The 25,748-nt window shown below is 64.4% G+C and carries 20 protein-coding genes, 2 tRNA genes and 2 rRNA genes; 9 read left to right on the top strand and 15 right to left on the bottom strand.

Annotated features, from left to right (window positions below; all coding sequences use genetic code 11):
* Positions 1–16 precede the first annotated feature (16 nt).
* Complete coding sequence (locus tag AC10V3_RS18385) at positions 17–2,395, top strand: FUSC family protein (protein WP_022536731.1); 2,379 nt, start codon at positions 17–19, stop codon at positions 2,393–2,395.
* Between the two features lie 12 nt (positions 2,396–2,407).
* Here the strand turns inward: AC10V3_RS18385 and AC10V3_RS18380 are convergent, their stop codons facing one another.
* Entirely contained in the window at positions 2,408–3,754 is a 1,347-nt protein-coding gene (locus AC10V3_RS18380) for an ABC transporter ATP-binding protein (protein WP_022536730.1), read from the bottom strand.
* Between the two features lie 7 nt (positions 3,755–3,761).
* A complete protein-coding gene (locus AC10V3_RS18375) occupies positions 3,762–5,516 on the bottom strand; it encodes an ABC transporter permease (RefSeq protein ID WP_022536729.1) in 1,755 nt (584 codons plus the stop codon).
* Between the two features lie 208 nt (positions 5,517–5,724).
* Here AC10V3_RS18375 and AC10V3_RS18370 point away from each other — a divergent pair, with 208 nt between their 5' ends.
* A complete protein-coding gene (locus AC10V3_RS18370) occupies positions 5,725–6,003 on the top strand; it encodes an acylphosphatase (protein WP_022536728.1) in 279 nt (92 codons plus the stop codon).
* Between the two features lie 15 nt (positions 6,004–6,018).
* Here the strand turns inward: AC10V3_RS18370 and AC10V3_RS18365 are convergent, their stop codons facing one another.
* The 8 genes from AC10V3_RS18365 to rpe all read right to left on the bottom strand — a co-directional run bounded on the left by AC10V3_RS18365 (position 6,019) and on the right by rpe (position 13,368).
* Entirely contained in the window at positions 6,019–6,792 is a 774-nt protein-coding gene (locus tag AC10V3_RS18365; RefSeq protein ID WP_022536727.1) for a uracil-DNA glycosylase, read from the bottom strand.
* Positions 6,793–6,824: 32 nt separating this feature from the next.
* Entirely contained in the window at positions 6,825–7,454 is a 630-nt protein-coding gene (locus AC10V3_RS18360) for a CYTH domain-containing protein (protein ID WP_349605158.1), read from the bottom strand.
* A 3-nt stretch (positions 7,455–7,457) separates the two neighbouring features.
* Positions 7,458–8,261: an indole-3-glycerol phosphate synthase TrpC gene (gene trpC / locus AC10V3_RS18355; RefSeq protein WP_022536725.1), complete on the bottom strand. Its 804-nt coding sequence runs from the start codon at positions 8,259–8,261 to the stop codon at positions 7,458–7,460.
* A 26-nt stretch (positions 8,262–8,287) separates the two neighbouring features.
* The gene (gene trpD / locus AC10V3_RS18350) at positions 8,288–9,319 is read right to left on the bottom strand and encodes an anthranilate phosphoribosyltransferase (RefSeq protein WP_041681159.1); all 1,032 of its coding nucleotides are present in this window, start codon (positions 9,317–9,319) and stop codon (positions 8,288–8,290) included.
* A 65-nt stretch (positions 9,320–9,384) separates the two neighbouring features.
* On the bottom strand, positions 9,385–9,954 hold the full coding sequence (locus AC10V3_RS18345; RefSeq protein ID WP_022536723.1) for an aminodeoxychorismate/anthranilate synthase component II: 570 nt from the start codon (positions 9,952–9,954) through the stop codon (positions 9,385–9,387).
* Positions 9,955–9,974: 20 nt separating this feature from the next.
* Positions 9,975–11,492, bottom strand: coding sequence for an anthranilate synthase component I (gene trpE / locus AC10V3_RS18340; RefSeq protein WP_022536722.1), 1,518 nt, complete (start codon positions 11,490–11,492; stop codon positions 9,975–9,977).
* Positions 11,493–11,914: 422 nt separating this feature from the next.
* Positions 11,915–12,658, bottom strand: a complete 744-nt coding sequence (gene gph, locus AC10V3_RS18335) for a phosphoglycolate phosphatase (protein WP_022536721.1) — start codon at positions 12,656–12,658, stop codon at positions 11,915–11,917.
* Positions 12,655–13,368: a ribulose-phosphate 3-epimerase gene (gene rpe / locus AC10V3_RS18330; protein WP_022536720.1), complete on the bottom strand. Its 714-nt coding sequence runs from the start codon at positions 13,366–13,368 to the stop codon at positions 12,655–12,657. Before rpe ends, gph begins: the two co-directional genes overlap by 4 nt.
* Positions 13,369–13,636: 268 nt before the next feature.
* On the opposite strand from rpe, the gene apaG reads away from it, so the two are divergent.
* The gene (gene apaG, locus AC10V3_RS18325) at positions 13,637–14,011 is read left to right on the top strand and encodes a Co2+/Mg2+ efflux protein ApaG (protein ID WP_022536719.1); all 375 of its coding nucleotides are present in this window, start codon (positions 13,637–13,639) and stop codon (positions 14,009–14,011) included.
* A 31-nt stretch (positions 14,012–14,042) separates the two neighbouring features.
* Here apaG and AC10V3_RS18320 read toward each other — a convergent pair whose 3' ends face one another.
* Positions 14,043–14,255, bottom strand: a complete 213-nt coding sequence (locus AC10V3_RS18320) for a hypothetical protein (protein WP_022536718.1) — start codon at positions 14,253–14,255, stop codon at positions 14,043–14,045.
* Positions 14,256–14,376: 121 nt separating this feature from the next.
* On the opposite strand from AC10V3_RS18320, the gene mltA reads away from it, so the two are divergent.
* Entirely contained in the window at positions 14,377–15,519 is a 1,143-nt protein-coding gene (gene mltA / locus AC10V3_RS18315) for a murein transglycosylase A (protein ID WP_022536717.1), read from the top strand.
* A gap of 62 nt (positions 15,520–15,581) precedes the next feature.
* On the opposite strand, the gene paaK is transcribed toward mltA, so the two are convergent.
* From paaK to AC10V3_RS18295, 4 genes are all read right to left on the bottom strand, one after another.
* Positions 15,582–16,886, bottom strand: a complete 1,305-nt coding sequence (paaK, locus tag AC10V3_RS18310; RefSeq protein WP_022536716.1) for a phenylacetate--CoA ligase PaaK — start codon at positions 16,884–16,886, stop codon at positions 15,582–15,584.
* Positions 16,887–16,935: 49 nt separating this feature from the next.
* On the bottom strand, positions 16,936–17,379 hold the full coding sequence (gene paaI, locus AC10V3_RS18305; protein WP_022536715.1) for a hydroxyphenylacetyl-CoA thioesterase PaaI: 444 nt from the start codon (positions 17,377–17,379) through the stop codon (positions 16,936–16,938).
* Positions 17,380–17,411: 32 nt separating this feature from the next.
* Entirely contained in the window at positions 17,412–18,236 is an 825-nt protein-coding gene (paaG, locus tag AC10V3_RS18300; RefSeq protein WP_022536714.1) for a 2-(1,2-epoxy-1,2-dihydrophenyl)acetyl-CoA isomerase PaaG, read from the bottom strand.
* 170 nt (positions 18,237–18,406) lie between these two features.
* Complete coding sequence (locus AC10V3_RS18295; protein WP_022536713.1) at positions 18,407–19,162, bottom strand: SDR family oxidoreductase; 756 nt, start codon at positions 19,160–19,162, stop codon at positions 18,407–18,409.
* A 276-nt stretch (positions 19,163–19,438) separates the two neighbouring features.
* On the opposite strand from AC10V3_RS18295, the gene AC10V3_RS18290 reads away from it, so the two are divergent.
* The 5 genes from AC10V3_RS18290 (at position 19,439) to AC10V3_RS18270 (ending at position 25,731) form a co-directional block, all read left to right on the top strand.
* Positions 19,439–20,215, top strand: coding sequence for an enoyl-CoA hydratase (locus AC10V3_RS18290; protein ID WP_022536712.1), 777 nt, complete (start codon positions 19,439–19,441; stop codon positions 20,213–20,215).
* Between the two features lie 582 nt (positions 20,216–20,797).
* Positions 20,798–22,329, top strand: a 16S ribosomal RNA gene (locus AC10V3_RS18285).
* A gap of 62 nt (positions 22,330–22,391) precedes the next feature.
* Positions 22,392–22,468 (top strand) — tRNA-Ile (locus AC10V3_RS18280).
* A 12-nt stretch (positions 22,469–22,480) separates the two neighbouring features.
* Positions 22,481–22,556: transfer RNA gene (locus AC10V3_RS18275), tRNA-Ala, on the top strand.
* Positions 22,557–22,852: 296 nt separating this feature from the next.
* Positions 22,853–25,731, top strand: a 23S ribosomal RNA gene (locus tag AC10V3_RS18270).
* The 16S and 23S rRNA genes sit together here with 2 tRNA genes alongside, the layout of an rRNA operon.
* The last annotated feature ends 17 nt before the right edge of the window (positions 25,732–25,748 follow it).

Raw genomic sequence — 25,748 nt, 5'->3', positions numbered from 1 at the left:
CAACCGCCCCCGCTGCATGCAATACGCGCACGATCCCCGCACCTTCCTGTATTCGCACTACGTCTACCGGGGTCTGCGCTCGGCCACCGGTGTGATCGGTGCCACGCTGATCGCGCTGCAGTTCACCGACCTGCCCACCGCCATGGTGGTGTCGATGGGCGCGCTGTGCACCAGCCTGATGGATCTGCCCAGCCCGCTGAACCACAAGTTCAACGAGATGCTGGCGAGCGTGCTGCTGTGCAGCGTGGTGACGCTGGTGGTGGCGCTGACCACGCCGTTCCCGCGCGTGATGCCGTTCGTGCTGGTGCTGGTGACCTTCATGGCCGCCATGATGACGGTGTACGGCAACAAGACGCTGCCGCTGCAGTTCTCGGCGCTGTTCGTGATGACGCTCACGATCAACGAGGACTTCGTGGTGGAGCGCGCGCTGGTGCATGCGGCGCTGTTCAGCATCGGCGCAGTGGCCTATCTCGGCTATGCGATGCTGGTGAGCTGGATCACCGAGCGCCGTACCAGGCAGCAGGTGCTGGCCGAATCGCTCTACGAGCTGGCCGGCTACCTCGAGATCAAGGCCGGCTTCTACGACGCCGGCAACGACTACGAGGCGCAGTTCAACCAGCTGGTGCGCCAGCAGATCGTGGTGGCGGAGCGCCAGCAGGCCGCGCGCGACCTGGTGCTGCGCGGCAACCGCACCCCGCACGACGGGCTGCTGGTGCAGGTGCACCTGCGCATGCTGGACCTGTACGAGTACATCCTGTCGACCAACACCGACTACCCGCTGCTGCGCCAGACCTTCGCCGGCACGCCGGTGCTGGACCACCTGCGCGGGCTGGTGATCCTGATGTGCAAGGACGTGGAAGAGATCGCCTACGAGGTCACGCGCGGCCGCCCCTCGTACCCCACGGTGGAGTACCGCGAGGGGTTGCGCGCGGTCGAGGCCGAGATCGCGCAGCTGCGCCACCACCACATCAACCCGGCGGCGATGACCGCGCTGGCCGAGACGCTGGACATGATCCGCGGTGCAATCACGCTGATCGGCCAGTTGCACGAGGCCTCGCGCACGCCGGTGGAGCCGGCCAAGGTGCTGCCGGGCTCCGACATGACGCCGTTCCTGACGCGCCAGAAGTATGAATTCGGCGTGCTGCGCGAGAACCTGAACTGGCGCTCGCCGGCATTCCGCTTCGCGCTGCGGATCTCGATGGCGGTGGCGCTGGGGCTGTGGATCACCAACCATCTTCCCTATGTCTCGCACAGCTACTGGATCCTGCTGACCATCATCGTCATCCTGAAGCCCAACTTCAGCATGACCAAGCAGCGCTACAACGACCGCGTGATCGGCACGCTGATCGGCTGCGTGGTCGCGGTCGGGATCCTGAAGGTGGTGCACCAGCCGCTGGTGCTGCTGGGCGTGCTGTTCCTGGCGCTGGTGGCCAGCGCCGCGTTCGTCACCATCAAGTACCGCTATACCGCGATTGCCGCGTGCATCCAGGTGCTGATCCAGATCAACCTGCTGATGCCGGGCAGCCCGACGGTGGCGGGCGAGCGGCTGGTCGATACGGTGATCGGCGGCATTATCGCCTCGCTGTTCAGCTTTGTGCTGCCGAGCTGGGAGTACCGCGCCATCCCCAAGCTGGTGGAGGGCGTGCTGCAGGCCAACCGCCGCTATATCGCCGCCACGCGCGACCTGCTGCTGCGCCGGGCCAAGGACGATTTTGCCTACCGCGTGCAGCGCAAGCAGTTCATGGACCACCTGTCGGCGCTGATCTCGTCGTTCCAGCGCATGCTGGACGAGCCCAAGAGCCGGCACCGCGCGGTGGACAACCTGAACCGCTTTATCGTGCAGAACTACCTGGTGGCGGCGCACGTGGCGGCGGCGCGCATCCAGGTGCGGCAGCATTATGACGAGCTCGATATTCCGGCTGCGGAGGCCGCGATCGAGCAAGCTACCGAGGCAGCCAGCCACAGTCTGCAGCTGGCCGTCGACCGGCTGCATGCGGATGACCGCGGCGGTGGCAAAGGTGCGGGCTTTATTCGCAATCGGGCAGCGCCGGGCGAGCGTAGGCAGGCGGCCCCGACGACGGAGGAGGCGGACGCAAGGGCAAGCGGAGCAGCAGCGGACGCTGCCGAGCCAGGAGCAGTTGCCGAAGCCGCCGAAGACGCCGCTGCCGAGCGCCGCGCGCGCCTGGCCGACTCGGCCGACAAGCGCCGTACCGAAGGGCTGGTGCAGGCGGCCGCGGCCGGCGAATCGAGCGACGCGGCTGGTCTTACCTCCAGCTCCACCGGCCGCCCGGCCAACGCGGTGCTGGAGCGCCGCCTGCGCGCGTTGCGTGAGGATGCGGCCAAGATTGCGCTGCGTACCGGGGCCATCGGGCGTGCGATGCGCGCAGGCGGTTAGCCCCGGCGCGGCTCAACCGCCGTTTGCCTGCGCTTCTGGCATCTCGTCCTCGGGCAGCGTCAGCATGCCGCTGTTGTAGCGGTACTCGTAGATTTCGCCGTAGCGGCCCCAGCCGATCGCCACGCTCAGCACGCGCTCGGCTTCTGCGGGCTTGAGGAACTGCTCCAGCTCGCGCAGCACCTGTTCCTCGCCGATCTCGCCCGCCTCGCTCGCTTCCAGTTCGCGGCGGATATGCGCGGTCAGCGCCACGTTGCCCAGCAACTGCTTGCCGAACATTGCCTTGCGTTGCTGAGGCTCGGCTGCGTAGTAAGCGCGGCCCGCCTCGGTGGCGGTGATGTCGCCGCGCTCGATCGACACCAGCCGCACCAGCTGCAGCGCTTCGCAGGCGGGCAGCAGTTCGTCGTCGGTCAGGCCGGCTTCGTCGGCCAGGTGCGGCAGGTCGGCGCGGCCGTCGAAGGGCGCCTCGCACAGCAGGTCGAGGATGGCTTCCATCTGGCTGATGTCGGCGTCGGGCAGGCGGTAGCCGATCTGGCGCGCAGGCGCTTGCGCCGGCAGGCGGGCTTCGGCAGCGGGGGCGGTCATCAGCGCGTAGATCTCGTCGACCAGCGCGCGCACCTGCGCGCTGTCGCGGTTGCGCGGGCGCGGCAAGGATACCGGCACCTCGGCGCGGATGCGGCCCGGGTCGCTCGACAGGATGACGATGCGGTCAGCCATCATCACCGCCTCTTCGATGTTGTGCGAGACGATCAGGATGCTGCGGATATTGGCGCGGCCGCTTTCCCACAGCTCGAGCATCTCGTCGCGCAGGGTCTCGCCGGTCAGCACGTCCAGCGCGGAGAAGGCCTCGTCCATCAGCAGCAGGTCCGGCTCGGTCACCAGCGCGCGCGCAATGCCCACCCGCTGGCGCATGCCGCCAGACAGCTCGCGCGGCAGTGCGCTGTTGAAGCCGGCCAGCCCGATCATGTCGATCGCGGCTTCGGCACGGCGCTCGCGCTCGGCCCTGGGCACGCCCTGCGCCTCGAGCCCCAGCTCCACGTTCTGCTGCACCGTCAGCCACGGGAACAGCGCGAACGACTGGAACACCATGGCGATGCCTTCGGCGGTGCCGGCCAGACGCTCGCCGCGAAAGCGCACCTCGCCGCGATCGGCACCGACCAGACCGGCCATGATGCGCAACAGCGTGGACTTCCCCGAGCCGGACTTGCCCAGCATGGCGACGATCTCGCCCTCGCGCAGCGTCAGGTCGACGCCTTCGAGCACCGCGCGGTCGCTCTGGCTGGCGGTGCGGAAGATCTTGCCGACGCCGTGCAGTTCGATCACGGCAGGGGCGGCGGCAGTTGGGTTGAAGTTCTCGGCCATTGGAGCCTTAAAAGCGGGTGCGCTCTTGCGCGAGTTGATACAGGCGATTCCACAGCAGCCGGTTGAAGCCGACCACGAACAGCGCCATCACGCCGATGCCCAGCGCGATGCGCGGGAAGTCGCCGCGCGCGGTGGTCTCGGCGATATAGCTGCCGAGTCCCGTGGCGACGATGGTGCGGTCGCCCCAGGTTACATACTCGGACACGATGCTCGCATTCCACGAGCCGCCGGCAGCGGTGACCAGCCCGGTCAGCAGGCTGGGGAACACGGCCGGGATCAGGAAGCGCTTCCACAGCAGCCAGCCGCGCAGTCCGAAGTTGCGCGCCGCGAGCTTGAGTTCCGTCGGGATGCCGCAGGCGCCCGCGACCACGTTGAACAGGATGTACCACTGCGTGCCGAAGATCAGCAGCGGGCTCAGCCAGATTTCCGGATTGAGCCCGAAGCGTGCGATCAGCATCACCGCCAGCGGGAACATCAGGTTGGCCGGGAAGGCCGCCAGGAACTGCACCACCGGCTGGGCGATGCGGGCCAGGTCCGGGTTCAGGCCGATGCGGATGCCGATCGGTACCCACACCAGCGCGGCCAGCGCGATCAGCACGACCACGCGCACCATGGTCAGCGTGCCGAGCCACAGCACATGCCCGACCTCGGCCCAGCCCACCTCGCTATGGACAAAGTACCCCACGCGCAGCAGCGCGGCGAGAGCCACCAGCACGATCACGGCATCGCGCACGCGGGCGAGCCACTGCGCGCGGCTCGCGTTGGCAGGCTGCACCGCGCCACGCGAACGGCGGCGGCCGCCCCAGGCGAGGGTGCGCGCGGCCAGCGCTGCCATCTGCGCCAGCAGCGCGCCGACCCACGCCGAGCGGCGCAGCAGGTCCAGCAGCCATGACTGCGGCAGCTTGTCCTGCGCCAGCGTCTCGAAGCGGAAGCGGTCGGCCCATGCCACCAGCGGGCGGAACAGCAGCTGGTCATACAGCAGGATGCCGACCAGCATGGCCAGGATCGCCCAGCCGATCGCGGCCAGGTTTTGCTGCTGGATCGCCAGCGCGATGTAGGAGCCGATGCCGGGCAGGCGGATATCGTGGCCCGACACCGAGATCGCCTCGGACGCCACCACGAAGAACCAGCCGCCGGACATCGACATCATCATGTTCCACAGCAGGCCCGGCATGGCGAACGGCACTTCCAGCCGCCAGAAGCGCTGCCACGGCGACAAGCGGAACATGGCCGCGGCTTCGAGCAAATCGCCCGGGATGGTGCGGAACGACTGGTACAGGCTGAACGCCATGTTCCAGGCCTGCGAGGTGAAGATCGCAAAGATCGCCGCGCATTCCACGCCGGCCAGGCTGCCGGGGAAGAGCGCGATAAAGCCGGTCACGGTGATCGACAGGAAGCCCAGTACCGGGATCGACTGCAGGATATCCAGTGCCGGCACCAGCACCTTTTCGGCGGTGCGGCTCTTCGACGCCAGCGCGGCAAATGCCAGCGAGAACAGCAGCGACGCCGCCAGCGCCGCGAGCATGCGGATGCTGGTGCGCATCAGGTAATAGGGCAGGTAGGCGACCTCCAGGTGCACCGCCAACTGCTGGTCGGGCTGGAACGGCGCGCTCATCTGCTGCGCGGCGAACGCGATCATCACGATCACGGCCAGGATGATCGGCAGCAGCGCCAGGTCGAAGCGGTTCGGCGGCGCGCGCAGCAGCTGGCTGTCGTAGCCGGGGGCGGGCTGGGCCGCGCGGCGGTCGGTGGGTGGCATCATGGGCGCTTCTCGGGCTTTCTCGGCTTGAGGCCAGGGCTTGTGGCCCGGCTCCGGTTCGCGGCCCGGCGGACGATGGCAAAGCCCGCATGCCGCCGGCTTCACGCCGGGCGGCGCGCATCCCTTGGTAACGCCCGGCATGGCGGTCTAGTTTACTTGGTGTGGATGACACTTCGCGTACGCCGCCGGCGTGCGCTCAAAGGGAAAGGCCATGAAGAAAGCAACCTGGCGCATGGTCGCGCATGGGCGCGTGCAGGGCGTGGGCTACCGCGCCGCCTGTGCCGACGCGGCGGACGAGCTCGGCCTGGGTGGCTGGGTGCGCAACCGGGTCGACGGCACGGTAGAGGTGATGGCGCACGGCACGGTCAAACAGCTCGAAGCGATGCAAGCGTGGATGGAAACGGGCCCGCCGGAGGCGCGCGTGACGCTCGTCGAGGTCGGGCCTGGGGAAGGGGAGTTTGCCGGCTTCGAGTTCCGGCCGACAATTTAGCCTGGGGAGTCGCGCTCAGGCGACGGTCCATTCGACCGGCGCGCGGCCGTGCGCCTCCAGCCAGCGGTTGGCTTCGCGGAAGTGGCCGCAGCCGAGGAAGCCGCGGTGCGCCGACAGCGGCGACGGGTGCGGCGCTTCCAGCACGCAATGGCCGTCGCCCAGCAGCGGCTTCTTGGCCTGCGCGTGGCTGCCCCACAGCATGAACACCAGGTTCGGGCGGCTGGCTGCCAGATGCTGGATCAGGCAGTCGGTGACCGCCTCCCAGCCGCGCCGGGCGTGGCTCGCCGCCTGGCCTTGCTCGACCGTCAGCACGGTGTTGAGCAGCAGCACACCCTGGCGCGCCCAGCCTTCCAGGTTGCCGGAGGTGCGCGGCGGGCCGTTGCCGTCCGCGCCGAACTCGGCGGCGATTTCCTTGAAGATATTGCGCAGGCTGGGCGGCACCTTGATGCCCTCCGGCACCGAGAACGCCAGCCCGTGCGCCTGCGGCATCTCCACGCCGCCGACCGAGCCGGTGCCGTGGTACGGGTCCTGGCCCAGGATCACCACCTTGACCGCGTCGGGCGGCGTCAGGTGCAGCGCATGGAAGACGTGGTGCGGGAACACCGGCTTGCCGGCGGCGCGCTCGCCATCGACAAAGGCGGCCAGCTCCAGCCACGCCGGCACCTGGATGCACGGATCGAGCAGCGCGCGCCAGGCGGCGGGCAGGGCGTCGGCCTGGGCCTGCAGGCTGGCGGTCGGCGCGGGCTCGCCGGGGGCGTGGGTGTCGGTGGCGAAGAGATCGGCTTGCATGCGTTGGGAAAGCGGGGCGAGGAAAAACGCGATTATGACGCCTTGCCTTCGACGATGCCTGCCAGGTGGTAGCCGCGTGCGGCCTTGCTGAGATCGGACGGCGCCAGCGTTGCAATGCCGGCCAGCCGTGCGGCAAAGGCGCGCAGGGCGCCGGCCGCCTGGGTGGCGTCGCCGTCGAGCCATTCCAGTTCGAGTTCCTGGATGCGTTCCTGCGCGGCACTGGCCGGTGCGGTGATTGTGCCGGTGTCGAGTGCTGCCTCGATGCGTGCGCCGTCCTGGCTGACCAGCCAGGTGCGGCGGACGAAGTCGGTGCGGAACACGGGGGCCAGCCGGCCGATCAGCGGTGCCAGTACGGCCTGCGCTTCGGCGGGGAAGCGCTCCAGTTCGATGGCTTCGCCAGCGATCTCGGTTTCCCATTCATGGCGCGTGGCCAGGCCTGCCTGGCTGCTGCCGGCGGTCTTCAGCGTCTGCAGCCACTGCGAGCCCTTGCGGCGCAGCCGCAGCGCGGCGCGCGCCTGCGCCAGGTCGCGTTCCGGCGTATCGAGGTAGACGTTGAGCAGGGTGGCTTCGCCCTGTGGCGTGCCGTTGGCGTCGAGCCAGGCGGCCAGCGGGGCGAGGGCGGCGTCGGGGACGGCCAGCTTGAGTTCAATTTCCTGGGCCATCGCTCAGGCAAACAACCGCGCCAGCTCCACCCCCGGATCCGGCGCCCGCATGAACGCCTCACCTACCAGGAACGCATGCACGTTGGCATCGCGCATGCGCTTTACGTCCGCCTGGCCGAGGATGCCCGATTCCGTCACCACCAGCTTGTCAGCCGGCATATGCGGCAACAGGTCCAGCGTGTTGTCCAGTGACACCTCAAAGGTGCGCAGGTTGCGGTTGTTCACACCCAGCAGCGGGGTCTTCAGGCGCAGGGCGGCATCGAGCTCATCGTCACCATGCACTTCCACCAGCACATCCATGCCGAGCTCAAGCGCGCAGGCTTCCAGGTCGGCCATCAGGCCCGGGTCCAGTGCGGCCACGATCAGCAGGATGCAGTCGGCGCCCCAGGTGCGTGCTTCATACACCTGGTACAGGTCGACCATGAAGTCCTTGCGCAGGGCAGGCAATGGGCAGGCGCCGCGGGCGCGCTTCAGGTAGTCCGCATGGCCCTGGAAGAAGTTCACGTCAGTCAGCACAGACAGGCAGGCGGCGCCGTGGCCGGCGTAGCTTTCGGCGATCGCCTCTGGCACGAAGTTCTCGCGCAGCACACCCTTTGACGGCGATGCCTTCTTGACCTCGGCGATCACGCCGGCGTGGCCGGCGGCGATCCTCTCGCGCAGCGCGCGCTCAAAGCCGCGCGGCGCCAGGCCGGCCTCGCTGCGCAGGCTCTCGGCCTCGGCGCGCAGGCTGGGCAGTTCGCGCTTCTTGCGCGCGGCGGACACTTCGTCGGCCTTCACGGCCAGGATTTTTTGCAGGATGTCGGACATATGGCTTTCCGCCAGAAAAATGTGGATCAGGCCTTGAATTGCTGCGTGGCGCGAACGAACCTGTCGAGCTTCTCACGCGCCGCGCCGCTGGCAATGGCTTCACGCGCGCGGCGGATGCCGTCCTCGACCGAGTCGGCCACGTTGGCGGCATACAGCGCCGTGCCCGCGTTCAGCGAAACGATCTCGCGCGGCGTGCCCGGCACGTTGGACAGCGCCTCCAGCAGCATTTCCTTCGATTCGGCCGCATCGGCCACCTTCAGGCCGCGGTTGGAGATCATCTGCAGGCCGAAGTCCTCGGGGTGGATTTCGTACTCGCGCACTTCGCCGTCCTTGAGCTCGCCTACCAAGGTGGCGGCGCCGAGCGAGACCTCGTCCATCCCATCCTTACCGTAGACCACGATGGCGTGCTTCGCGCCCAGGCGCTGCATCACGCGCACCTGGATGCCGACCAGGTCAGGGTGGAAGACGCCCATCAGGATGTTGGGCGCGTCGGCCGGGTTGGTCAGCGGGCCCAGGATATTGAAGATGGTGCGCACGCCCATTTCCTTGCGGATCGGCGCGACATTCTTCATCGCCGGGTGGTGCGTGGGCGCGAACATGAAGCCGATGCCCGTTTCTTCGATGCACTGCCCGACCTGCTCGGGTGTGAGCATGATATTCACGCCCAGCGCCTCCAGCACGTCGGCGCTGCCCGACTTGGAACTGACGCCACGGTTGCCGTGCTTGGCGATCTTCGCGCCGGCGGCGGCCGCGACGAACATCGACGCCGTCGAGATATTGAAGGTGTGCGAGCCGTCGCCGCCGGTGCCGACGATATCGACGAAGTTGTCGCGGTCCTTGACTGGGACCTTGTTGGCGAACTCGCGCATCACCTGCGCGGCGGCGGAGATCTCGCCGATGGTTTCCTTCTTTACGCGCAGGCCGGTCAGGATCGCGGCGGCCATCACCGGCGAGATCTGCGCCTGCATGATCTGCCGCATCAGGTGCAGCATCTCGTCATGGAAGATCTCGCGGTGTTCGATGCAGCGCGTCAGGGCTTCTTGCGGCGTGATGGACATGGCGTTCTCAATATCGGAAGTCTGCGGGGCGTGATGCGTGCTGGCGGGTGCGGAATCGAGCAGTCTCATCGCGGCGCCTTGACGAAGTTGGCCAGCATTGCATGGCCGTGCTCGGACAGGATCGACTCGGGATGGAACTGCACGCCTTCCACGGCGAGCGTCTTGTGGCGCACGCCCATGATCTCGCCGTCCGGGGTCCAGGCGGTGATCTCCAGGCAATCGGGCAGGGTCTCGCGCTCGATCGCCAGGGAATGATAGCGCGTCACGTCGAAGTGCTTGGGCAGCCCGGCGAACACGCCTTGCTGCGTGGTCTCGATGGTGCTGACCTTGCCGTGCATGACGTGCTTGGCGCGGATCACCTTGCCGCCGAAGGCCTCGGCGATGGCCTGGTGGCCCAGGCATACGCCCAGCAGCGGGATCTTGCCGGCAAAGTGCTGCAGCGTCGCCACCGAGATGCCGGCTTCCTTCGGGCTGCATGGGCCGGGCGAGACGCAGATGTGGTCGGGCTTGAGCGCCTCGATCTCCTCGACGGTGATCTCGTCGTTGCGGTAGGTGCGTACTTCCACGCCCAGTTCGCCAAAGTATTGGACCAGGTTGTAGGTGAACGAATCGTAGTTGTCGATCATCAGCAGCATGGCGTCTGTCTCCTGTTCTCTCAGATGTCGGAGTCCAGGCCATCCTGGACCTGCTCGGCGGCACGGATCACGGCGCGTGCCTTGGCCTCGGTTTCCCTCCATTCGGCTTCGGGGTCCGAATCGGCGACGATGCCGGCGGCGGCCTGCACGTAGAGGTTGCCGTCCTTGATGATGCCGGTGCGGATCGCGATCGCCAGGTCCATCTCGCCGCCGAACGACAGGTAGCCCACCGCGCCGCCGTAGATGCCGCGCTTGCGCGGCTCGAGCTCGTCGATGATCTCCATCGCATGGACCTTGGGCGCGCCCGACAGCGTGCCGGCCGGGAAGGTCGCGCGCAGCACGTCCAGATTGCTGATCCCTTCGCGCAGCGTGCCTTCGACCGAGCTGACGATATGCTGCACGTGCGAGTATTTCTCGATCACCATCTTGTCGGTGACCTTGACCGAGCCGGTCTCGGCGATGCGGCCGATATCGTTGCGCGCCAGGTCGATCAGCATCACGTGCTCGGCGATCTCCTTGGGATCCTGCAGCAGCTCGGTGGCGAGCTGGGCGTCCTTCTCCGGCGTATTGCCGCGCGGGCGCGTGCCGGCCAGCGGGCGGATGGTGACGATGTGTTCGCTGCGGGTGTCCCCATTGGTGCCGACCTTGCGTTCCTCCTGGCGCACCAGGATCTCCGGCGAGGCGCCCACCACCTGGAAGTCGCCGAAGTTGTAGAAGTACATGTACGGCGACGGGTTCAGCGAGCGCAGCGCGCGGTACAGCGACAGCGGCGCATCACGGTAAGGTTTGACCAGGCGCTGGCCGATCTGCACTTGCATCATGTCGCCGGCCATGATGTATTCCTTGGCCTTGTGCACCGCGGCCAGGTAGTCGGCCTTGGCGAACTCGCGGTAGACCTCGGTCTGCACCGACGGGCTGGTGACCGGCACGTCCACCGGCTGGCGCAGCTTCATGCGCAGCTCGCGCAGGCGCTGGCGGGCGCGAGGGTAGGCCTCGGGCGTGGTCGGGTCGGCGTAGACGATCAGGTAGAGCTTGCCCGACAGGTTGTCGATGACGGCCAGCTCCTCGCACAGCAGCAACTGGATATCGGGCAGGTTCAGGTCATCGGGCTTCTGCGTGCCGGCGAGCTTCTTCTCGATATAGCGCACCGCGTCGTAGCCGAAGTAGCCGGCCAGGCCGCCGCAGAAGCGGGGCAGTCCGGGGCGCAGCGCCACCTTGAAGCGCTTTTCGAACTCGGCGATGAAATCGAGCGGGTTGCCTTCGTGGGTTTCCACCACCTTGCCGTCGGTCACCACCTCGGTGCGGTTGCCGAAGGCGCGCAGCAGCGTGCGGGCATGCAGGCCGATGAACGAAAAACGTCCGAAACGCTCGCCGCCCACCACCGATTCGAGCAGGAAGGTGTTGACGCCGCGGGTCTGCGACTGGGCCAGCTTCAGGTACAGCGACAGCGGCGTTTCCAGGTCGGCAAAGGCCTCGGTGATCAGCGGGATGCGGTTGTAGCCCTGGTCGGCCAGCGATTTGAATTCCAGTTCGGTCATGTCGGTCCTCTTGTGCGGCCCGCGCTGCGCGTCGGGTGGTCAGGCGCGGCGCCGCTTGTCGGCAGATAAAGCTGGAGCGTATGGGATACCCGCCCCGGTGGCGGACCGTGGTGCAAGAAGCTTGCGGACAAGACTGCACACGGCCGGAGAGAGGGCGTGCGGCGCGTTCTTGAGCTAAACGTAGCACACGAATATGGCGGCTACGCTGGCTTGCGGCGGGTTTTGGTGGGAATGCCCGGCAGCTGGGCCGGTGTGCCGAGGCCCTCGGGTCGAGGGCTCGTCAGCAGACTCGCGAACGCACTTTACGCCTGTTGGGAGGCGCGCCAGCGACGCCAGGGCCAAGCCTGCCGATCACTGCCAGAAGAGATGCGTTTGCGGTTGAGAAACATTGAATGTTCAGGGATTCCGGTCTGGATCGACGGTTATCGATGACCTGCCCGGTGTGCCGCAAACAGCTCTGCGGCGAGGGCAATGGAGTCGACTATACCATCGGCCTCGACGGCTTGTACAGGGTTGCCATGGTTGTAACCATAGGGCACCAGCAGCACACCCATGCCGGCCGCGCGGGCCGCCTGGGCGTCGTTTTCCGAGTCGCCCAGCGCCGCCATCGCCGTCGGCTCCAGCCGGAATGCCTCCGCCACCTTGAGCAGCGGGAACGGGTCCGGCTTGCGCAGCGCGAAGGCGTCGCCGCCGTACACCAGCTCGAAATACGGCGCCAGCCCGGTCTTGGCCAGCAGCGGCTCGGTGAAGCTGTAGGGCTTGTTGGTCACGCAGGCCAGCCGCAAACCGGCGGCCTTCATCGCCGCCAGCCCCTCGCGCACGCCCGGGTAGACTTGCGAGAACTGGCCGTTGATGCGGATGTACTCGCGGTCGTACAGCGCGTAGGCATCGGCGAACAGGCCGTTGGCGTGCAGCGGCGCGAAGCGCGCGTCGAGCACGCGCCGGATCAGGTTCTCGGAGCCCTTGCCGACGTAGCTGATGATTTCCTGCTCGGACATCGGCGCCACCGGGCCCAGGTTGGGGTGCTGGCGGCCCAGCGCCAGCAGCATGGCGTTGATCGACGCGTGGAAGTCGCCCGCGGTGTCGACCATGGTGCCGTCCAGGTCGACGATCACGCCTTCGATGCCGCGCCAGTCGGTGCGGCGCAGGACCACGCCCGCGGTCATTGGGCGACCTGCGGACCGACCTTCGCCAGCTCGCCGCGCAGCGCCGAGAGGATGCCGCGGTAGCCGCCGTCCGCGTCCGGCTTGCCGAACACGGCCGAGCCCGCCACGAAGGTATCCGCGCCGGCCGCGGCGATCTCGACGATGTTGTCGACCTTCACGCCGCCGTCCACTTCCAGCAGGATGGTGCGGCCGGTGCGGGCCTTGTATTCATCGATGCGCTGGCGCACGGCGCGCAGCTTGTTGAGGGTCTCGGGGATAAAAGACTGGCCGCCGAAGCCCGGGTTGACCGACATCAGCAGGATTACGTCCAGGCGGTCCATCACGTGATCCAGGTGGTGCAGCGGCGTGGCCGGGTTGAACACCAGGCCGGCCTGGCAGCCGTTGTCGCGGATCAGCGCGAGCGAGCGGTCGACGTGCTCGCTGGCTTCCGGGTGGAAGGTGATGATATTGGCGCCTGCCTTGGCAAAGTCCGGGATGATCCGGTCCACCGGGCGCACCATCAGATGCACGTCGATCGGCGCGGTCACGTGCGGGCGGATCGCCTCGCACACCAGCGGACCCACGGTCAGGTTGGGCACGTAATGGTTGTCCATCACGTCGAAGTGGATCCAGTCGGCGCCGGCCTCGGTCACGCGGCGCACTTCCTCGCCCAGGCGGGCAAAGTCGGCGGACAGGATGGACGGGGCGATGCGGAAAGTGGGCGTGCTCATGGTGGCGATGGCGGCGAGGATGGGGATGAATGCTGTTTGCGCCTCTGCCGCGATGCCTGGGGCTGGCGGCGGAGGGGACACGTCCGGCGGGCCGTGGCGTGCGCCCCGGGGCGCTGCCCGGGACGGCCAGGCTGTGAAAGGGCTATATTCTACCGCTGCCCCGCCGGGCCCGTGCTCTTGCGGGTGCTCTTGCCCGTGCCGCGCCCATCCCGCACAATGCGGCTACCCATTTCCCCTTGCCGGCCGCCTGCCGCCGGCCCTGCCCAAGATGAGCGAGTACGCCTTCTCCGTCTCGGTACGCACCCAGTACCTGCCGGACCAGTCAGATCCTGAGCGCGGGCGCCATGCCTTCGCCTACACCATCACCATCCACAACATCGGCGAAGTGGCGGCGCAGCTGATCTCGCGCCACTGGATCATCACCGACAGCGACAACGGCACGCAGGAAGTCGCCGGCCTCGGCGTGGTCGGCCACCAGCCGCTGCTCAAGCCGGGCGAGCATTTCGAATACACCAGCTGGGCCACCATCTCGACGCCGGTCGGCTCGATGAAGGGTGATTACTTCTGCGTGGCCGAGGACGGCCATCGCTTCGAGGTGCCGATCCCGGAATTCGCCCTGGTACTGCCGCGCATGCTGCATTGAGCGCGTGGCGCGTCTGGCAAGTGCGGGGAACCTACTGGCGCTTGGCGCTGTCCTGATCCTGCGCCGGCGCTTCGGGTGCCTGCGAAGCCTGGCGGGACGGATGGTTGTCGGGCGCGCGCGTCGGACGCGGGTTCTTCTTGGCCGTGCCCATGGTCCAGACCACGATAAAGATCAGCAGGAACAGCGCCACGCCGGCTTCCAGGGCGAACAGCAGCATGGGATGGGCTTCGAAGAACTTGCTCATGGCGGATGCGGCTAAGGCCCGCGGGGCGCAGGCAGTAAAGGATGACTGGTGATTGTAGGGCAATCGGCCCGGCGATCCATGCCCGCGCAGCGACGGCGGCGGACACTGAACAATAAGCAAGATGGCATACGCGGATTCCCTTTCGATTTCTCCTGGTTCCTCCTCGCGCCTTGGCGCGCCCGCCCGCGCCTGGCTTGCCCTGGCCGGCGCCGCCGCGCTGTTGGCCGGTTGCATGAGCGGCCCGCCGCCGCGTATCGAGACTGGCCCGGCCGGCACCACTCCGCCACCGACGGCTTCCTCCCAGAAGGGCAGGCTGCAGGCGGCCAACTGGAACGAAATCGGCGGCTGGACCCAGGACGACGTGCGCGCCGCCTGGCCCGCGCTGCAGGCCAGCTGCCAGGCGCTGAAGAAGCGCGCCGAGTGGAGCCGGGCCTGCGCCGCCGGCATGATGGTGGACGCCGGCGACCTCGACGCCATGCGCGCCTATTTTGAGTCCAATTTCCAGCCGTTCCGCGTCGTTAATGGCGACGGCACCGACAGCGGCCTGATCACCGGCTACTACGAACCCATCCTGCACGGCTCGCGCACGCGCCAGGGGCGATACCAGGTGCCGCTGTACCGCAAGCCGGCGCAATTCGGCAACCGCCCGCTGCCCGGCCGCGCCGAACTGCTGCAGAACCCGGCCATGCGTGGCAATGAGCTGGTGTGGGTGGACGATCCGGTTGAGGCCGCCTTCCTGCAGATCCAGGGTTCGGGGCGCATCCGCATGGCCGATGGCACCATGGTGCGGGTCGGCTTCGGCGGCACCAACGACCAGCCGTTCCGCTCGATCGGCAAGTGGCTGCTGGACCGTGGCGAGATCACCCCGGCGCAGGCCACCATGCAGGGCATCAAGGCGTGGGCGCGTGCCAACCCGTGGCGCGTCGAGGAGATGTTGAACATCAACCCGCGCTTCGTGTTCTTCCGCGAACTGCCGCCCAACAACGACGGCCCGGTGGGCGCGCTGGGCGTGCCGCTGACCGCGGAGCGCTCGATCGCGGTCGATCCGGCCACCATCCCGCTCGGCGTGCCAGTGTTCCTGTCGACCACGCGCCCGCTGTCGACCGAGCCGATCCAGCGGCTGATGTTCGCGCAGGATACCGGCAGCGCCATCAAGGGCGGGGTGCGCGCGGACTTCTTCTGGGGCGCAGGCGATGCGGCCGGCGAGACCGCGGGCCGCATGAAGCAGGGCGGCCGCATGTGGGTGCTGATGCCGCGCAGCTGACGGCTTCAGGCGGAAACGCGAAAGGGCGCCATCGAGCGCCCTTTTTTCGCGGTCGCCGGCGCCTAGCGCGGGCGCTGGTCGACGATACGCCGCGCCTTGCCCACCGAACGCTCGATACCGCCCTCGGGCAGCACTTCGATGCCGGCGGTCACGCCGATATAGGCCTTGATCTCGTGCGCCAGCCGCTCGCGCGCCTTATGCGCCAGCGCCGGCTGGCTGCCGTGGGCGCACTCCACGCGCACGGTCAGCGCGTCCATGCGGCCGTCCTTGCTCAGCACGCACTGGTAGTGGGGCGCCAACTCGGCGTGCCTGAGGATCAGTTCCTCGATCTGCGACGGGAACACGTTGACCCCGCGCACGATCATCATGTCGTCAGTGCGGCCGGTGACCTTCTCCATGCGGCGGAATGCCGCACGCGCCGTGCCGGGCAGCAGCCGGGTCAGGTCGCGGGTCCGGTAGCGCACCACTGGCATCGCCTCCTTGGTGAGCGAGGTGAACACCAGTTCGCCGAACTCGCCGTCGGGCAGCACTTCGCCGGTATCCGGGTCGATGACTTCCGGGTAGAAATGGTCCTCCCAGATGGTCGGGCCGTCCTTGGTCTCGGCGCACTCATTGGCCACGCCCGGGCCCATCACCTCTGACAGGCCGTAGATATCGACCGCCGAGATGCCCATGCGCTTCTCGATCGCCAGCCGCATCTCCGGCGTCCACGGCTCGGCGCCGAAGATGCCCACCTGCAGCGAACTGCTGGCCGGGTCGATGCCCTGGCGCTCGAACTCGTCGGCGATCGCCAGCATGTAGCTCGGGGTGACCATGATCACCTCGGGCTTGAAGTCCAGGATCAGTTGCACCTGGCGCTCGGTCTGGCCGCCGCCGAAGGGGATTGCGGTCAGGCCAGCCTTTTCCACCCCATAGTGCGCGCCCAGCCCGCCGGTGAAGAGTCCGTAGCCATAGCTGATATGCACCTTGTCGCCGCGCCGCGCGCCCGAGGCGCGGATCGAGCGCGCCATCACCGTGGCCCAGTTATCGATGTCCTTGAGCGTGTAGCCGACCACGGTCGGCTTGCCGGTGGTGCCGGACGAAGCATGGACACGCGCCACGCGGTCCTGCGGCACGGCAAACATGCCGAACGGGTAGTTGTCACGCAGGTCCTGCTTGCTGGTGAACGGGAAGCGCGCCAGGTCGGCCAGGGAGCGCAACTGGTCGGGATGGACGCCGGCTTCGTCGAACTTGCGGCGGTACACCGGCGAGTTGCTGTAGGCGTGGTTGAGCGACCACTTCAGCCTTTCCAGCTGCAACGCCTGCAACTCGGCGCGGCTGGCGGACTCGATCGGATCCAGGGGCAGATCTGTCAGGCGCGTGCTCATGTCGTCTCCTGCACAGGGGGCGTTTGTCGTAGGTGTCTGCGGGATTCGGTCAGGCGCCGTCTGGTGGCGGCACTACATGTCCCTTGATGTGCGCAGACTTGCCGCGGAACATCGCCACTACCTGGCCTGCGGCGTTGGTCACGCGGATGTCGTAGATGCCGTGCCGGCCGGACAGGATCTGCTCGACCGCTTCGGCGGTCAGCACGTCGCCGCCGTGCACGGGTTTGAGGAACTCGATGCTGCAGCCCGCCGCCACGGTATTGATGTTGTGGCTGTTGCAGGCGAAGGCGAAGGTCGAATCGGCCAGCGTGAACATCAGGCCGCCGTGGCAGATGCCGTGTCCGTTGAGGAATTCCTTGCGCACCGGCATGGTCAGCCGAGCGTAGCCGGGCCGGACGGCTTCGATCGTGATCCCCAGCCAGCGGCTGCAGGTATCGGCTTCGTACATGGCGGTTGCGGCCGCTTCGGCGAGGGCCTGGGGGTCCTGTTTCAAGCGTGTCTCCTATATCGTGCAGGGTGGGCGACCTACTTGCCGGTGAAGTGCGCGGCGCGCTTTTCGAGGAACGCGTTGACGCCTTCGGCATAGTCGGCGGACTGGCCGAGTTCGCGTTGCAGGTCGCGTTCCATATCGAGCTGGGCGTCCAGCGTGGCGGTGGTGCTGGCGTACATGGCGCGCTTGATCGCAGCGAGCGCCCGCGTCGGCTGGCCGGCCAGGTGCGTGGCCATTGCCAACGCCTGTTCGGGCAGCAGCGGGTCGTCCATGGCTTCCCAGATCAAGCCCCACTTCTCGGCTTCTTCTGCGGAGAGGCGCTCGCCGGTCATAGCCAGTCCGAGCGCCCGCGCCATGCCGATGCGCCGCGGCAGCAGCCAGGTGCCACCTGAATCCGGCACCAGCCCGATCTTGACGAAGGCCTGGATGAAGGTGGCCGAGCGCGCCGCCAGCACCATGTCGCAGGCCAGCGCCAGGTTGGCGCCGGCACCGGCCGCGGTGCCGTTGACCGCCGCCACCACCGGCAGCGGCAGGGCCTGCAGCCGGCGGATCAGCGGGTTGAACCAGGTATCGATCAGTTCGCCCAGGTCGGTCATGTGGCCGGGCGTGAAGTCGAGGTCGGCCAGGTCCTGGCCGGCGCAGAAGCCGCGGCCGGCTCCGGTCAGCAGCAGGGCGCGCGCGCCGCCGGCTTCGACGTGGTCGAGTGCCTGCTGCAGCGCCTTGTGCATCTCGCGAGTGAAGCTGTTGAGCTTGTCGGGGCGGTTGAGTGTGATCACGGCGACCGGGCCTTGCCATTGCAGCAAGACCGGGCCGACATCTACGCTGACCGGCTGGCCAGCGGGCGTGGACATCGGGGGCATTGGGCTGTCTCCTGCCTATATGTGCTCGCGGTCGGCGCGGGCTGGTGCCTCTAAAATAAACCGACCAGTCGGTCGGCAAATGGTAGCACTAATTTACATGCGGGGGTTGTCGCGCGCCACCTGCGTGGCGCGCGGGCGGGCAAATCAAAGCGAAGGTTGGCGATGCGGTATCAGGGTCCTGCCTGTGAGAGGCGGAGCCATTCGTCGAGGCCGATGCGGCCGAGGCGCGCCTCGCCCAACGGCACGAGCGAATGCTCCTCGACCCGGCCGCCAAAGTATCGGGCCTCGGGGTCGCGCACGACCTCCCGCGGGTCGCCGACCGCCTTCAGATAGCGGGCGACGATTTCGTTGAATGGCGCTGGTTCCGGACCCGCGATCTCGACGATGCCGTTTAGCGGCGCTGCGAGCGCCACATCGGCAACGATGGCTGCAACGTCGTCCGCCGCGATGGGCTGGAACAGACCGGGCGAAAGCCTGACGATGTTCCCATCCGCACTTGAATCGGCGATGCCGCCGAGGAATTCCATGAACTGGGTCGAGCGGATGATGGTGTAGGGAATGCCGGAGGTCTCGATCAGTTTCTCTTGGGCGACCTTGGCGCGGAAATAGCCATTGTCGGGCGTCCGGTCGATTCCGACGATGGAAAGCGCAACATGGTGCCGGACGCCCGCTGCGGCCTCCGCCGCGTGAAGGTTTCGGCCGGAGGTCTCGAAGAATTCCAGCACCGCCTTGTCTTCAAACGACGGCGAATTGGCGAGGTCGATCACCACCTGCGCGCCGGCCATGGCTTCCTTGAGCCCCTCGCCGGTGATGCTGTTGACACCGCTTTTGGGCGAGGCGGCGACGACCTCGTGGCCGGCCTGGCGCAGAATTGGGACGGTCTTCGAGCCGATCAGGCCGGACCCACCGATGACGACGATCTTCATGGCTTACCCTCCTATGTCAAACACTGGAGCCCCTTGAATGGGCTCGAATGCCGGTGAGGAAAGTATATGGGTCGGGTCGGGGTTTCCTACGACCCTTGTCTGGCAAGAATTCCATCGACTCTCAAGTTAGGTGGCAGAATAGCCTGCAAATCAGACGGCGAGAGACGCCATAAGTCATTGATTTTTCGAGGATCAGATCTCGAGACAGGTGGCACGCGACACGCGTATTGTCTCGCTGGATAAGAAATTGACTCACTTACGCACAGAGGAGAAGACATGTCGTACGAAAACATCCTGGTTGAGACGCGCGGCCGTGTTGGCCTGGTCACGCTGAACCGCCCGAAGGCCCTGAACGCGCTCAACGACGCGCTGATGGACGAACTGGGGGCCGCGCTGACGGCCTTTGACCAGGATGAGGGCATCGGCGCCATCGTCATTACCGGCAGCGAGCGCGCCTTCGCCGCCGGCGCCGACATCGGCATGATGGCCAAGTACTCCTTCATGGACGTCTATAAGGGGGACTACATCACCCGCAACTGGGAAACCATCCGCAAGATCCGCAAGCCGGTGATTGCCGGCGTGGCTGGCTACGCGCTGGGCGGCGGCTGCGAACTGGCGATGATGTGCGACATCATCATCGCGGCCGACTCGGCTAAATTCGGTCAGCCGGAAGTGAAGCTCGGCACCATGCCCGGCGCCGGCGGCACCCAGCGCCTGCCGCGCGCGGTGTCCAAGGCCAAGGCCATGGACCTGTGCCTGACCTCTCGCATGATGGATGCCGCCGAAGCCGAGCGCTCGGGCCTGGTGTCGCGCGTGGTCCCGGCCGATAAGCTGCTGGACGAGGTGCTGGCTGCCGCTGAAACCATCGCCGGCTTCTCGCTGCCGGTGGTGATGATGATCAAGGAGTCGGTCAACGCCGCCTATGAGACCACGCTGGCCGAAGGCGTTCATTTCGAGCGCCGGCTGTTCCATGCCACCTTCGCCAGTGAAGATCAGAAGGAGGGCATGGCCGCTTTCGTCGAGAAGCGCAGCCCGAATTTCCAGCATCGCTGAGAACTTGATAGGGGAATACCCGAGGGCAGCGAGGGGGTATTAACACGCGCCTGCACCTGCAAATCTCGGGATTCCCTTTATTGCTCAAAGGGTTACCAGATAATCCCGGAACCCTTTAACCGAACGTTGTGACAAAGGTGTTGCAAGGTGCGCGGATCCGGCCTACTATTCGCCCCCTCGCAACACAACGCAGCGCTGCAAAGCAGGCGCAGCAAGGGTTGCGGGGTCGGCCGGGAGGTTGGCGCAGCGAGGTTTGCAGCGCTGACCGCAGCAAAAAAAGATTGCTGAAACGGTTGACGAAACGAAGAAAGCTCTGCATAATCTCTTTCTCTGCTGCTGACGCAGCGACGCAAACGGCAAAGCCGGAGGCGAGGTCGAAAGACCGGGTTCTTTAACAACCAAACAACCGATAAGTGTGGGCGCTGGGTAGCGGACGCCGCTGTCTTCGGACAGTGTTGCTTCAAAAGTTATCAGTGCTCGCACAGCAAAACGTGACTGGATCTTCGGATCTGGTCAGTCAGTTTTCTGAGAGTGAGCGACCGCTCGAAAGAGCGAGGACCCGCGAGGGTCCACACAGAGATTGAACTGAAGAGTTTGATCCTGGCTCAGATTGAACGCTGGCGGCATGCCTTACACATGCAAGTCGAACGGCAGCACGGGCTTCGGCCTGGTGGCGAGTGGCGAACGGGTGAGTAATACATCGGAACGTGCCCTGTAGTGGGGGATAACTAGTCGAAAGATTAGCTAATACCGCATACGACCTGAGGGTGAAAGCGGGGGACCGCAAGGCCTCGCGCTACAGGAGCGGCCGATGTCTGATTAGCTAGTTGGTGGGGTAAGAGCCTACCAAGGCGACGATCAGTAGCTGGTCTGAGAGGACGATCAGCCACACTGGGACTGAGACACGGCCCAGACTCCTACGGGAGGCAGCAGTGGGGAATTTTGGACAATGGGGGCAACCCTGATCCAGCAATGCCGCGTGTGTGAAGAAGGCCTTCGGGTTGTAAAGCACTTTTGTCCGGAAAGAAATGGCCTGGGATAATACCCCGGGTCGATGACGGTACCGGAAGAATAAGCACCGGCTAACTACGTGCCAGCAGCCGCGGTAATACGTAGGGTGCGAGCGTTAATCGGAATTACTGGGCGTAAAGCGTGCGCAGGCGGTTTTGTAAGACAGGCGTGAAATCCCCGAGCTTAACTTGGGAATGGCGCTTGTGACTGCAAGGCTAGAGTATGTCAGAGGGGGGTAGAATTCCACGTGTAGCAGTGAAATGCGTAGAGATGTGGAGGAATACCGATGGCGAAGGCAGCCCCCTGGGACGTCACTGACGCTCATGCACGAAAGCGTGGGGAGCAAACAGGATTAGATACCCTGGTAGTCCACGCCCTAAACGATGTCAACTAGTTGTTGGGGATTCATTTCTTCAGTAACGTAGCTAACGCGTGAAGTTGACCGCCTGGGGAGTACGGTCGCAAGATTAAAACTCAAAGGAATTGACGGGGACCCGCACAAGCGGTGGATGATGTGGATTAATTCGATGCAACGCGAAAAACCTTACCTACCCTTGACATGCCACTAACGAAGCAGAGATGCATTAGGTGCCCGAAAGGGAAAGTGGACACAGGTGCTGCATGGCTGTCGTCAGCTCGTGTCGTGAGATGTTGGGTTAAGTCCCGCAACGAGCGCAACCCTTGTCTTTAGTTGCTACGCAAGAGCACTCTAGAGAGACTGCCGGTGACAAACCGGAGGAAGGTGGGGATGACGTCAAGTCCTCATGGCCCTTATGGGTAGGGCTTCACACGTCATACAATGGTGCGTACAGAGGGTTGCCAACCCGCGAGGGGGAGCTAATCCCAGAAAACGCATCGTAGTCCGGATCGTAGTCTGCAACTCGACTACGTGAAGCTGGAATCGCTAGTAATCGCGGATCAGCATGCCGCGGTGAATACGTTCCCGGGTCTTGTACACACCGCCCGTCACACCATGGGAGTGGGTTTTGCCAGAAGTAGTTAGCCTAACCGCAAGGAGGGCGATTACCACGGCAGGGTTCATGACTGGGGTGAAGTCGTAACAAGGTAGCCGTATCGGAAGGTGCGGCTGGATCACCTCCTTTCCAGAGGCTTGTGTCTCAAGCCTAGCGTTCACACTTATCGGTTTGTTTGCTGTTACAGCCAAGGGTCTGTAGCTCAGGTGGTTAGAGCACCGTCTTGATAAGGCGGGGGTCGTAGGTTCAAGTCCTACCAGACCCACCAAGTTATCCATGCGGGGGATTAGCTCAGCTGGGAGAGCACCTGCTTTGCAAGCAGGGGGTCGTCGGTTCGATCCCGTCATCCTCCACCATCGCTTCGATGGGCCTGGTACCTTGGATTGGTGGTCAAATGCAAGCGCTTAGCATTGAGCGTTTGCATTTGGCATTGCCAAGCGATCTAACGATCGGCTGTTCTTTAACAATATGGGATGTAGTAAAGGTGTCGCGCGAGCGTTGATGAGACGCTGCAGTACCAACGCGATACCGGGTTGTGATTGTATCAACCAAAATGTATTTAAGTGATCGAAAGATGACTTGGAATACGGCACAAATGCGAGAACTCATCCTGTAGCGAGGTCTTCGAGCGATCGAGACACACTCGTTATAGGGTCAAGCGAACAAGTGCATGTGGTGGATGCCTTGGCGATCACAGGCGATGAAGGACGCGGTAGCCTGCGAAAAGCTTCGGGGAGCTGGCAAACAAGCTTTGATCCGGAGATGTCCGAATGGGGAAACCCGGCCCGTATGGGTCATCCCACACTGAATTCATAGGTGTGGGAAGCGAACGCGGCGAACTGAAACATCTAAGTAGCTGCAGGAACAGAAATCAACCGAGATTCCCAGAGTAGTGGCGAACGAAATGGGAAGAGCCTTGTACTCTTTAGCAGCATTGTTAGCAGAACGGGATGGAAAGCCCGGCCATAGCAGGTGATAGCCCTGTATGCGAAAACAGCGTTGTGGAACTAGGTGTACGACAAGTAGGGCGGGACACGTGAAATCCTGTCTGAAGATGGGGGGACCATCCTCCAAGGCTAAATACTCGTGATCGACCGATAGTGAACCAGTACCGTGAGGGAAAGGCGAAAAGAACCCCGGGAGGGGAGTGAAATAGATCCTGAAACCGCATGCATACAAACAGTCGGAGCCCTTTCGGGGGTGACGGCGTACCTTTTGTATAATGGGTCAGCGACTTACATTCAGTGGCAAGCTTAACCGATTAGGGAAGGCGTAGCGAAAGCGAGTCCGAACAGGGCGTTGAGTCGCTGGGTGTAGACCCGAAACCAGATGATCTATCCATGGCCAGGTTGAAGGTGCGGTAACACGTACTGGAGGACCGAACCCACTAACGTTGAAAAGTTAGGGGATGAGCTGTGGATAGGGGTGAAAGGCTAAACAAATCTGGAAATAGCTGGTTCTCTCCGAAAACTATTTAGGTAGTGCCTCGTGTGTCACCTTCGGGGGTAGAGCACTGTCATGGTTGGGGGGTCTATTGCTGATTACCCCGCCATAGCAAACTCCGAATACCGAAGAGTGCAATCACGGGAGACAGACATCGGGTGCTAACGTCCGGTGTCAAGAGGGAAACAACCCAGACCGCCAGCTAAGGTCCCCAAGATTGGCTAAGTGGGAAACGAAGTGGGAAGGCTAAAACAGTCAGGAGGTTGGCTTAGAAGCAGCCACCCTTTAAAGAAAGCGTAATAGCTCACTGATCGAGTCGTCCTGCGCGGAAGATGTAACGGGGCTAAGCCAGTCACCGAAGCTGCGGACGCACGCAAGTGCGTGGTAGGAGAGCGTTCTGTAAGCCTGTGAAGGTGTCTTGTAAAGGATGCTGGAGGTATCAGAAGTGCGAATGCTGACATGAGTAGCGATAAAGGGGGTGAAAGGCCCCCTCGCCGTAAGCCCAAGGTTTCCTACGCAACGTTCATCGGCGTAGGGTGAGTCGGCCCCTAAGGCGAGGCAGAGATGCGTAGCTGATGGGAAGCAGGTTAATATTCCTGCACCGTCGTATGATGCGATGGGGGGACGGATCGCGGAAGGTTGTCCGGGTGTTGGAAGTCCCGGTCCCTGCATTGGAGAAGGCGCTCAGGCAAATCCGGGCGCGGAATTCAAGGATGCGGGGCGAGCGGCCTAGTGCTGCGAAGCAATTGGAAGTGGTTCCAAGAAAAGCCTCTAAGCTTCAGTCATACGAGACCGTACCGCAAACCGACACAGGTGGGCGAGATGAGTATTCTAAGGCGCTTGAGAGAACTCGGGAGAAGGAACTCGGCAAATTGGTACCGTAACTTCGGGATAAGGTACGCCCTGGTAGCTTGACTGGCCTGCGCCAGAAGGGTGACGGGGTTGCAATAAAATGGTGGCTGCGACTGTTTAATAAAAACACAGCACTCTGCAAACACGAAAGTGGACGTATAGGGTGTGACGCCTGCCCGGTGCCGGAAGATTAAATGATGGGGTGCAAGCTCTTGATTGAAGTCCCGGTAAACGGCGGCCGTAACTATAACGGTCCTAAGGTAGCGAAATTCCTTGTCGGGTAAGTTCCGACCTGCACGAATGGCGTAACGATGGCCACACTGTCTCCTCCCGAGACTCAGCGAAGTTGAAGTGTTTGTGATGATGCAATCTCCCCGCGGCTAGACGGAAAGACCCCATGAACCTTTACTGTAGCTTTGCATTGGACTTTGAACCGATCTGTGTAGGATAGGTGGGAGGCTTTGAAGCGTGGACGCTAGTTCACGTGGAGCCGTCCTTGAAATACCACCCTGGTTTGTTTGAGGTTCTAACCTTGGCCCGTGAATCCGGGTCGGGGACAGTGCATGGTAGGCAGTTTGACTGGGGCGGTCTCCTCCCAAAGTGTAACGGAGGAGTTCGAAGGTACGCTTGGTACGGTCGGACATCGTACCTAAAGTGCAATGGCAAAAGCGTGCTTAACTGCGAGACCGACAAGTCGAGCAGGTGCGAAAGCAGGACATAGTGATCCGGTGGTTCTGAATGGAAGGGCCATCGCTCAACGGATAAAAGGTACTCTGGGGATAACAGGCTGATACCGCCCAAGAGTTCATATCGACGGCGGTGTTTGGCACCTCGATGTCGGCTCATCTCATCCTGGGGCTGTAGCCGGTCCCAAGGGTATGGCTGTTCGCCATTTAAAGAGGTACGTGAGCTGGGTTTAAAACGTCGTGAGACAGTTTGGTCCCTATCTGCCGTGGGCGTTGGAATCTTGACGGGGGCTGCTCCTAGTACGAGAGGACCGGAGTGGACGTACCGCTGGTGTACCTGTTGTCTCGCCAGAGGCATCGCAGGGTAGCTATGTACGGAAGAGATAACCGCTGAAAGCATCTAAGCGGGAAACTCGCCTGAAGATGAGGATTCCCTGGAGGCTTGACCTCCTTGAAGGGTCGTTCGAGACCAGGACGTTGATAGGCTGGGTGTGGAAGCGCAGTAATGCGTTAAGCTAACCAGTACTAATTGCCCGTAAGGCTTGATCCTATAACCAGTGTGTTTTA

The organism is Cupriavidus sp. PB-02, from assembly GCF_058252315.1.
This window is presented reverse-complemented; position numbering and strand designations above follow the sequence as displayed.

Excerpts from the sequence above, each read along its gene's own strand:
- AC10V3_RS18295 (WP_022536713.1), bottom strand. The coding sequence starts at position 19,162 with ATGAAGATCGTCGTCATCGGTGGGTCCGGCCTGATCGGCTCGAAGACC.
- AC10V3_RS18375 (WP_022536729.1), bottom strand. The coding sequence starts at position 5,516 with ATGATGCCACCCACCGACCGCCGCGCGGCCCAGCCCGCCCCCGGCTAC.
- trpE (WP_022536722.1), bottom strand. The coding sequence starts at position 11,492 with ATGACCGAACTGGAATTCAAATCGCTGGCCGACCAGGGCTACAACCGC.
- AC10V3_RS18360 (WP_349605158.1), bottom strand. The coding sequence starts at position 7,454 with ATGGCCCAGGAAATTGAACTCAAGCTGGCCGTCCCCGACGCCGCCCTC.
- paaK (WP_022536716.1), bottom strand. The coding sequence starts at position 16,886 with ATGAGCACGCGCCTGACAGATCTGCCCCTGGATCCGATCGAGTCCGCC.
- AC10V3_RS18385 (WP_022536731.1), top strand. The coding sequence starts at position 17 with ATGCAATACGCGCACGATCCCCGCACCTTCCTGTATTCGCACTACGTC.
- mltA (WP_022536717.1), top strand. The coding sequence starts at position 14,377 with ATGGCATACGCGGATTCCCTTTCGATTTCTCCTGGTTCCTCCTCGCGC.
- AC10V3_RS18345 (WP_022536723.1), bottom strand. The coding sequence starts at position 9,954 with ATGCTGCTGATGATCGACAACTACGATTCGTTCACCTACAACCTGGTC.
- AC10V3_RS18365 (WP_022536727.1), bottom strand. The coding sequence starts at position 6,792 with ATGCAAGCCGATCTCTTCGCCACCGACACCCACGCCCCCGGCGAGCCC.
- rpe (WP_022536720.1), bottom strand. The coding sequence starts at position 13,368 with ATGAGCACGCCCACTTTCCGCATCGCCCCGTCCATCCTGTCCGCCGAC.
- AC10V3_RS18380 (WP_022536730.1), bottom strand. The coding sequence starts at position 3,754 with ATGGCCGAGAACTTCAACCCAACTGCCGCCGCCCCTGCCGTGATCGAA.
- AC10V3_RS18290 (WP_022536712.1), top strand. The coding sequence starts at position 19,439 with ATGTCGTACGAAAACATCCTGGTTGAGACGCGCGGCCGTGTTGGCCTG.
- AC10V3_RS18370 (WP_022536728.1), top strand. The coding sequence starts at position 5,725 with ATGAAGAAAGCAACCTGGCGCATGGTCGCGCATGGGCGCGTGCAGGGC.
- paaG (WP_022536714.1), bottom strand. The coding sequence starts at position 18,236 with ATGCCCCCGATGTCCACGCCCGCTGGCCAGCCGGTCAGCGTAGATGTC.
- AC10V3_RS18320 (WP_022536718.1), bottom strand. The coding sequence starts at position 14,255 with ATGAGCAAGTTCTTCGAAGCCCATCCCATGCTGCTGTTCGCCCTGGAA.
- trpD (WP_041681159.1), bottom strand. The coding sequence starts at position 9,319 with ATGTCCATCACGCCGCAAGAAGCCCTGACGCGCTGCATCGAACACCGC.
- trpC (WP_022536725.1), bottom strand. The coding sequence starts at position 8,261 with ATGTCCGACATCCTGCAAAAAATCCTGGCCGTGAAGGCCGACGAAGTG.
- apaG (WP_022536719.1), top strand. The coding sequence starts at position 13,637 with ATGAGCGAGTACGCCTTCTCCGTCTCGGTACGCACCCAGTACCTGCCG.
- gph (WP_022536721.1), bottom strand. The coding sequence starts at position 12,658 with ATGACCGCGGGCGTGGTCCTGCGCCGCACCGACTGGCGCGGCATCGAA.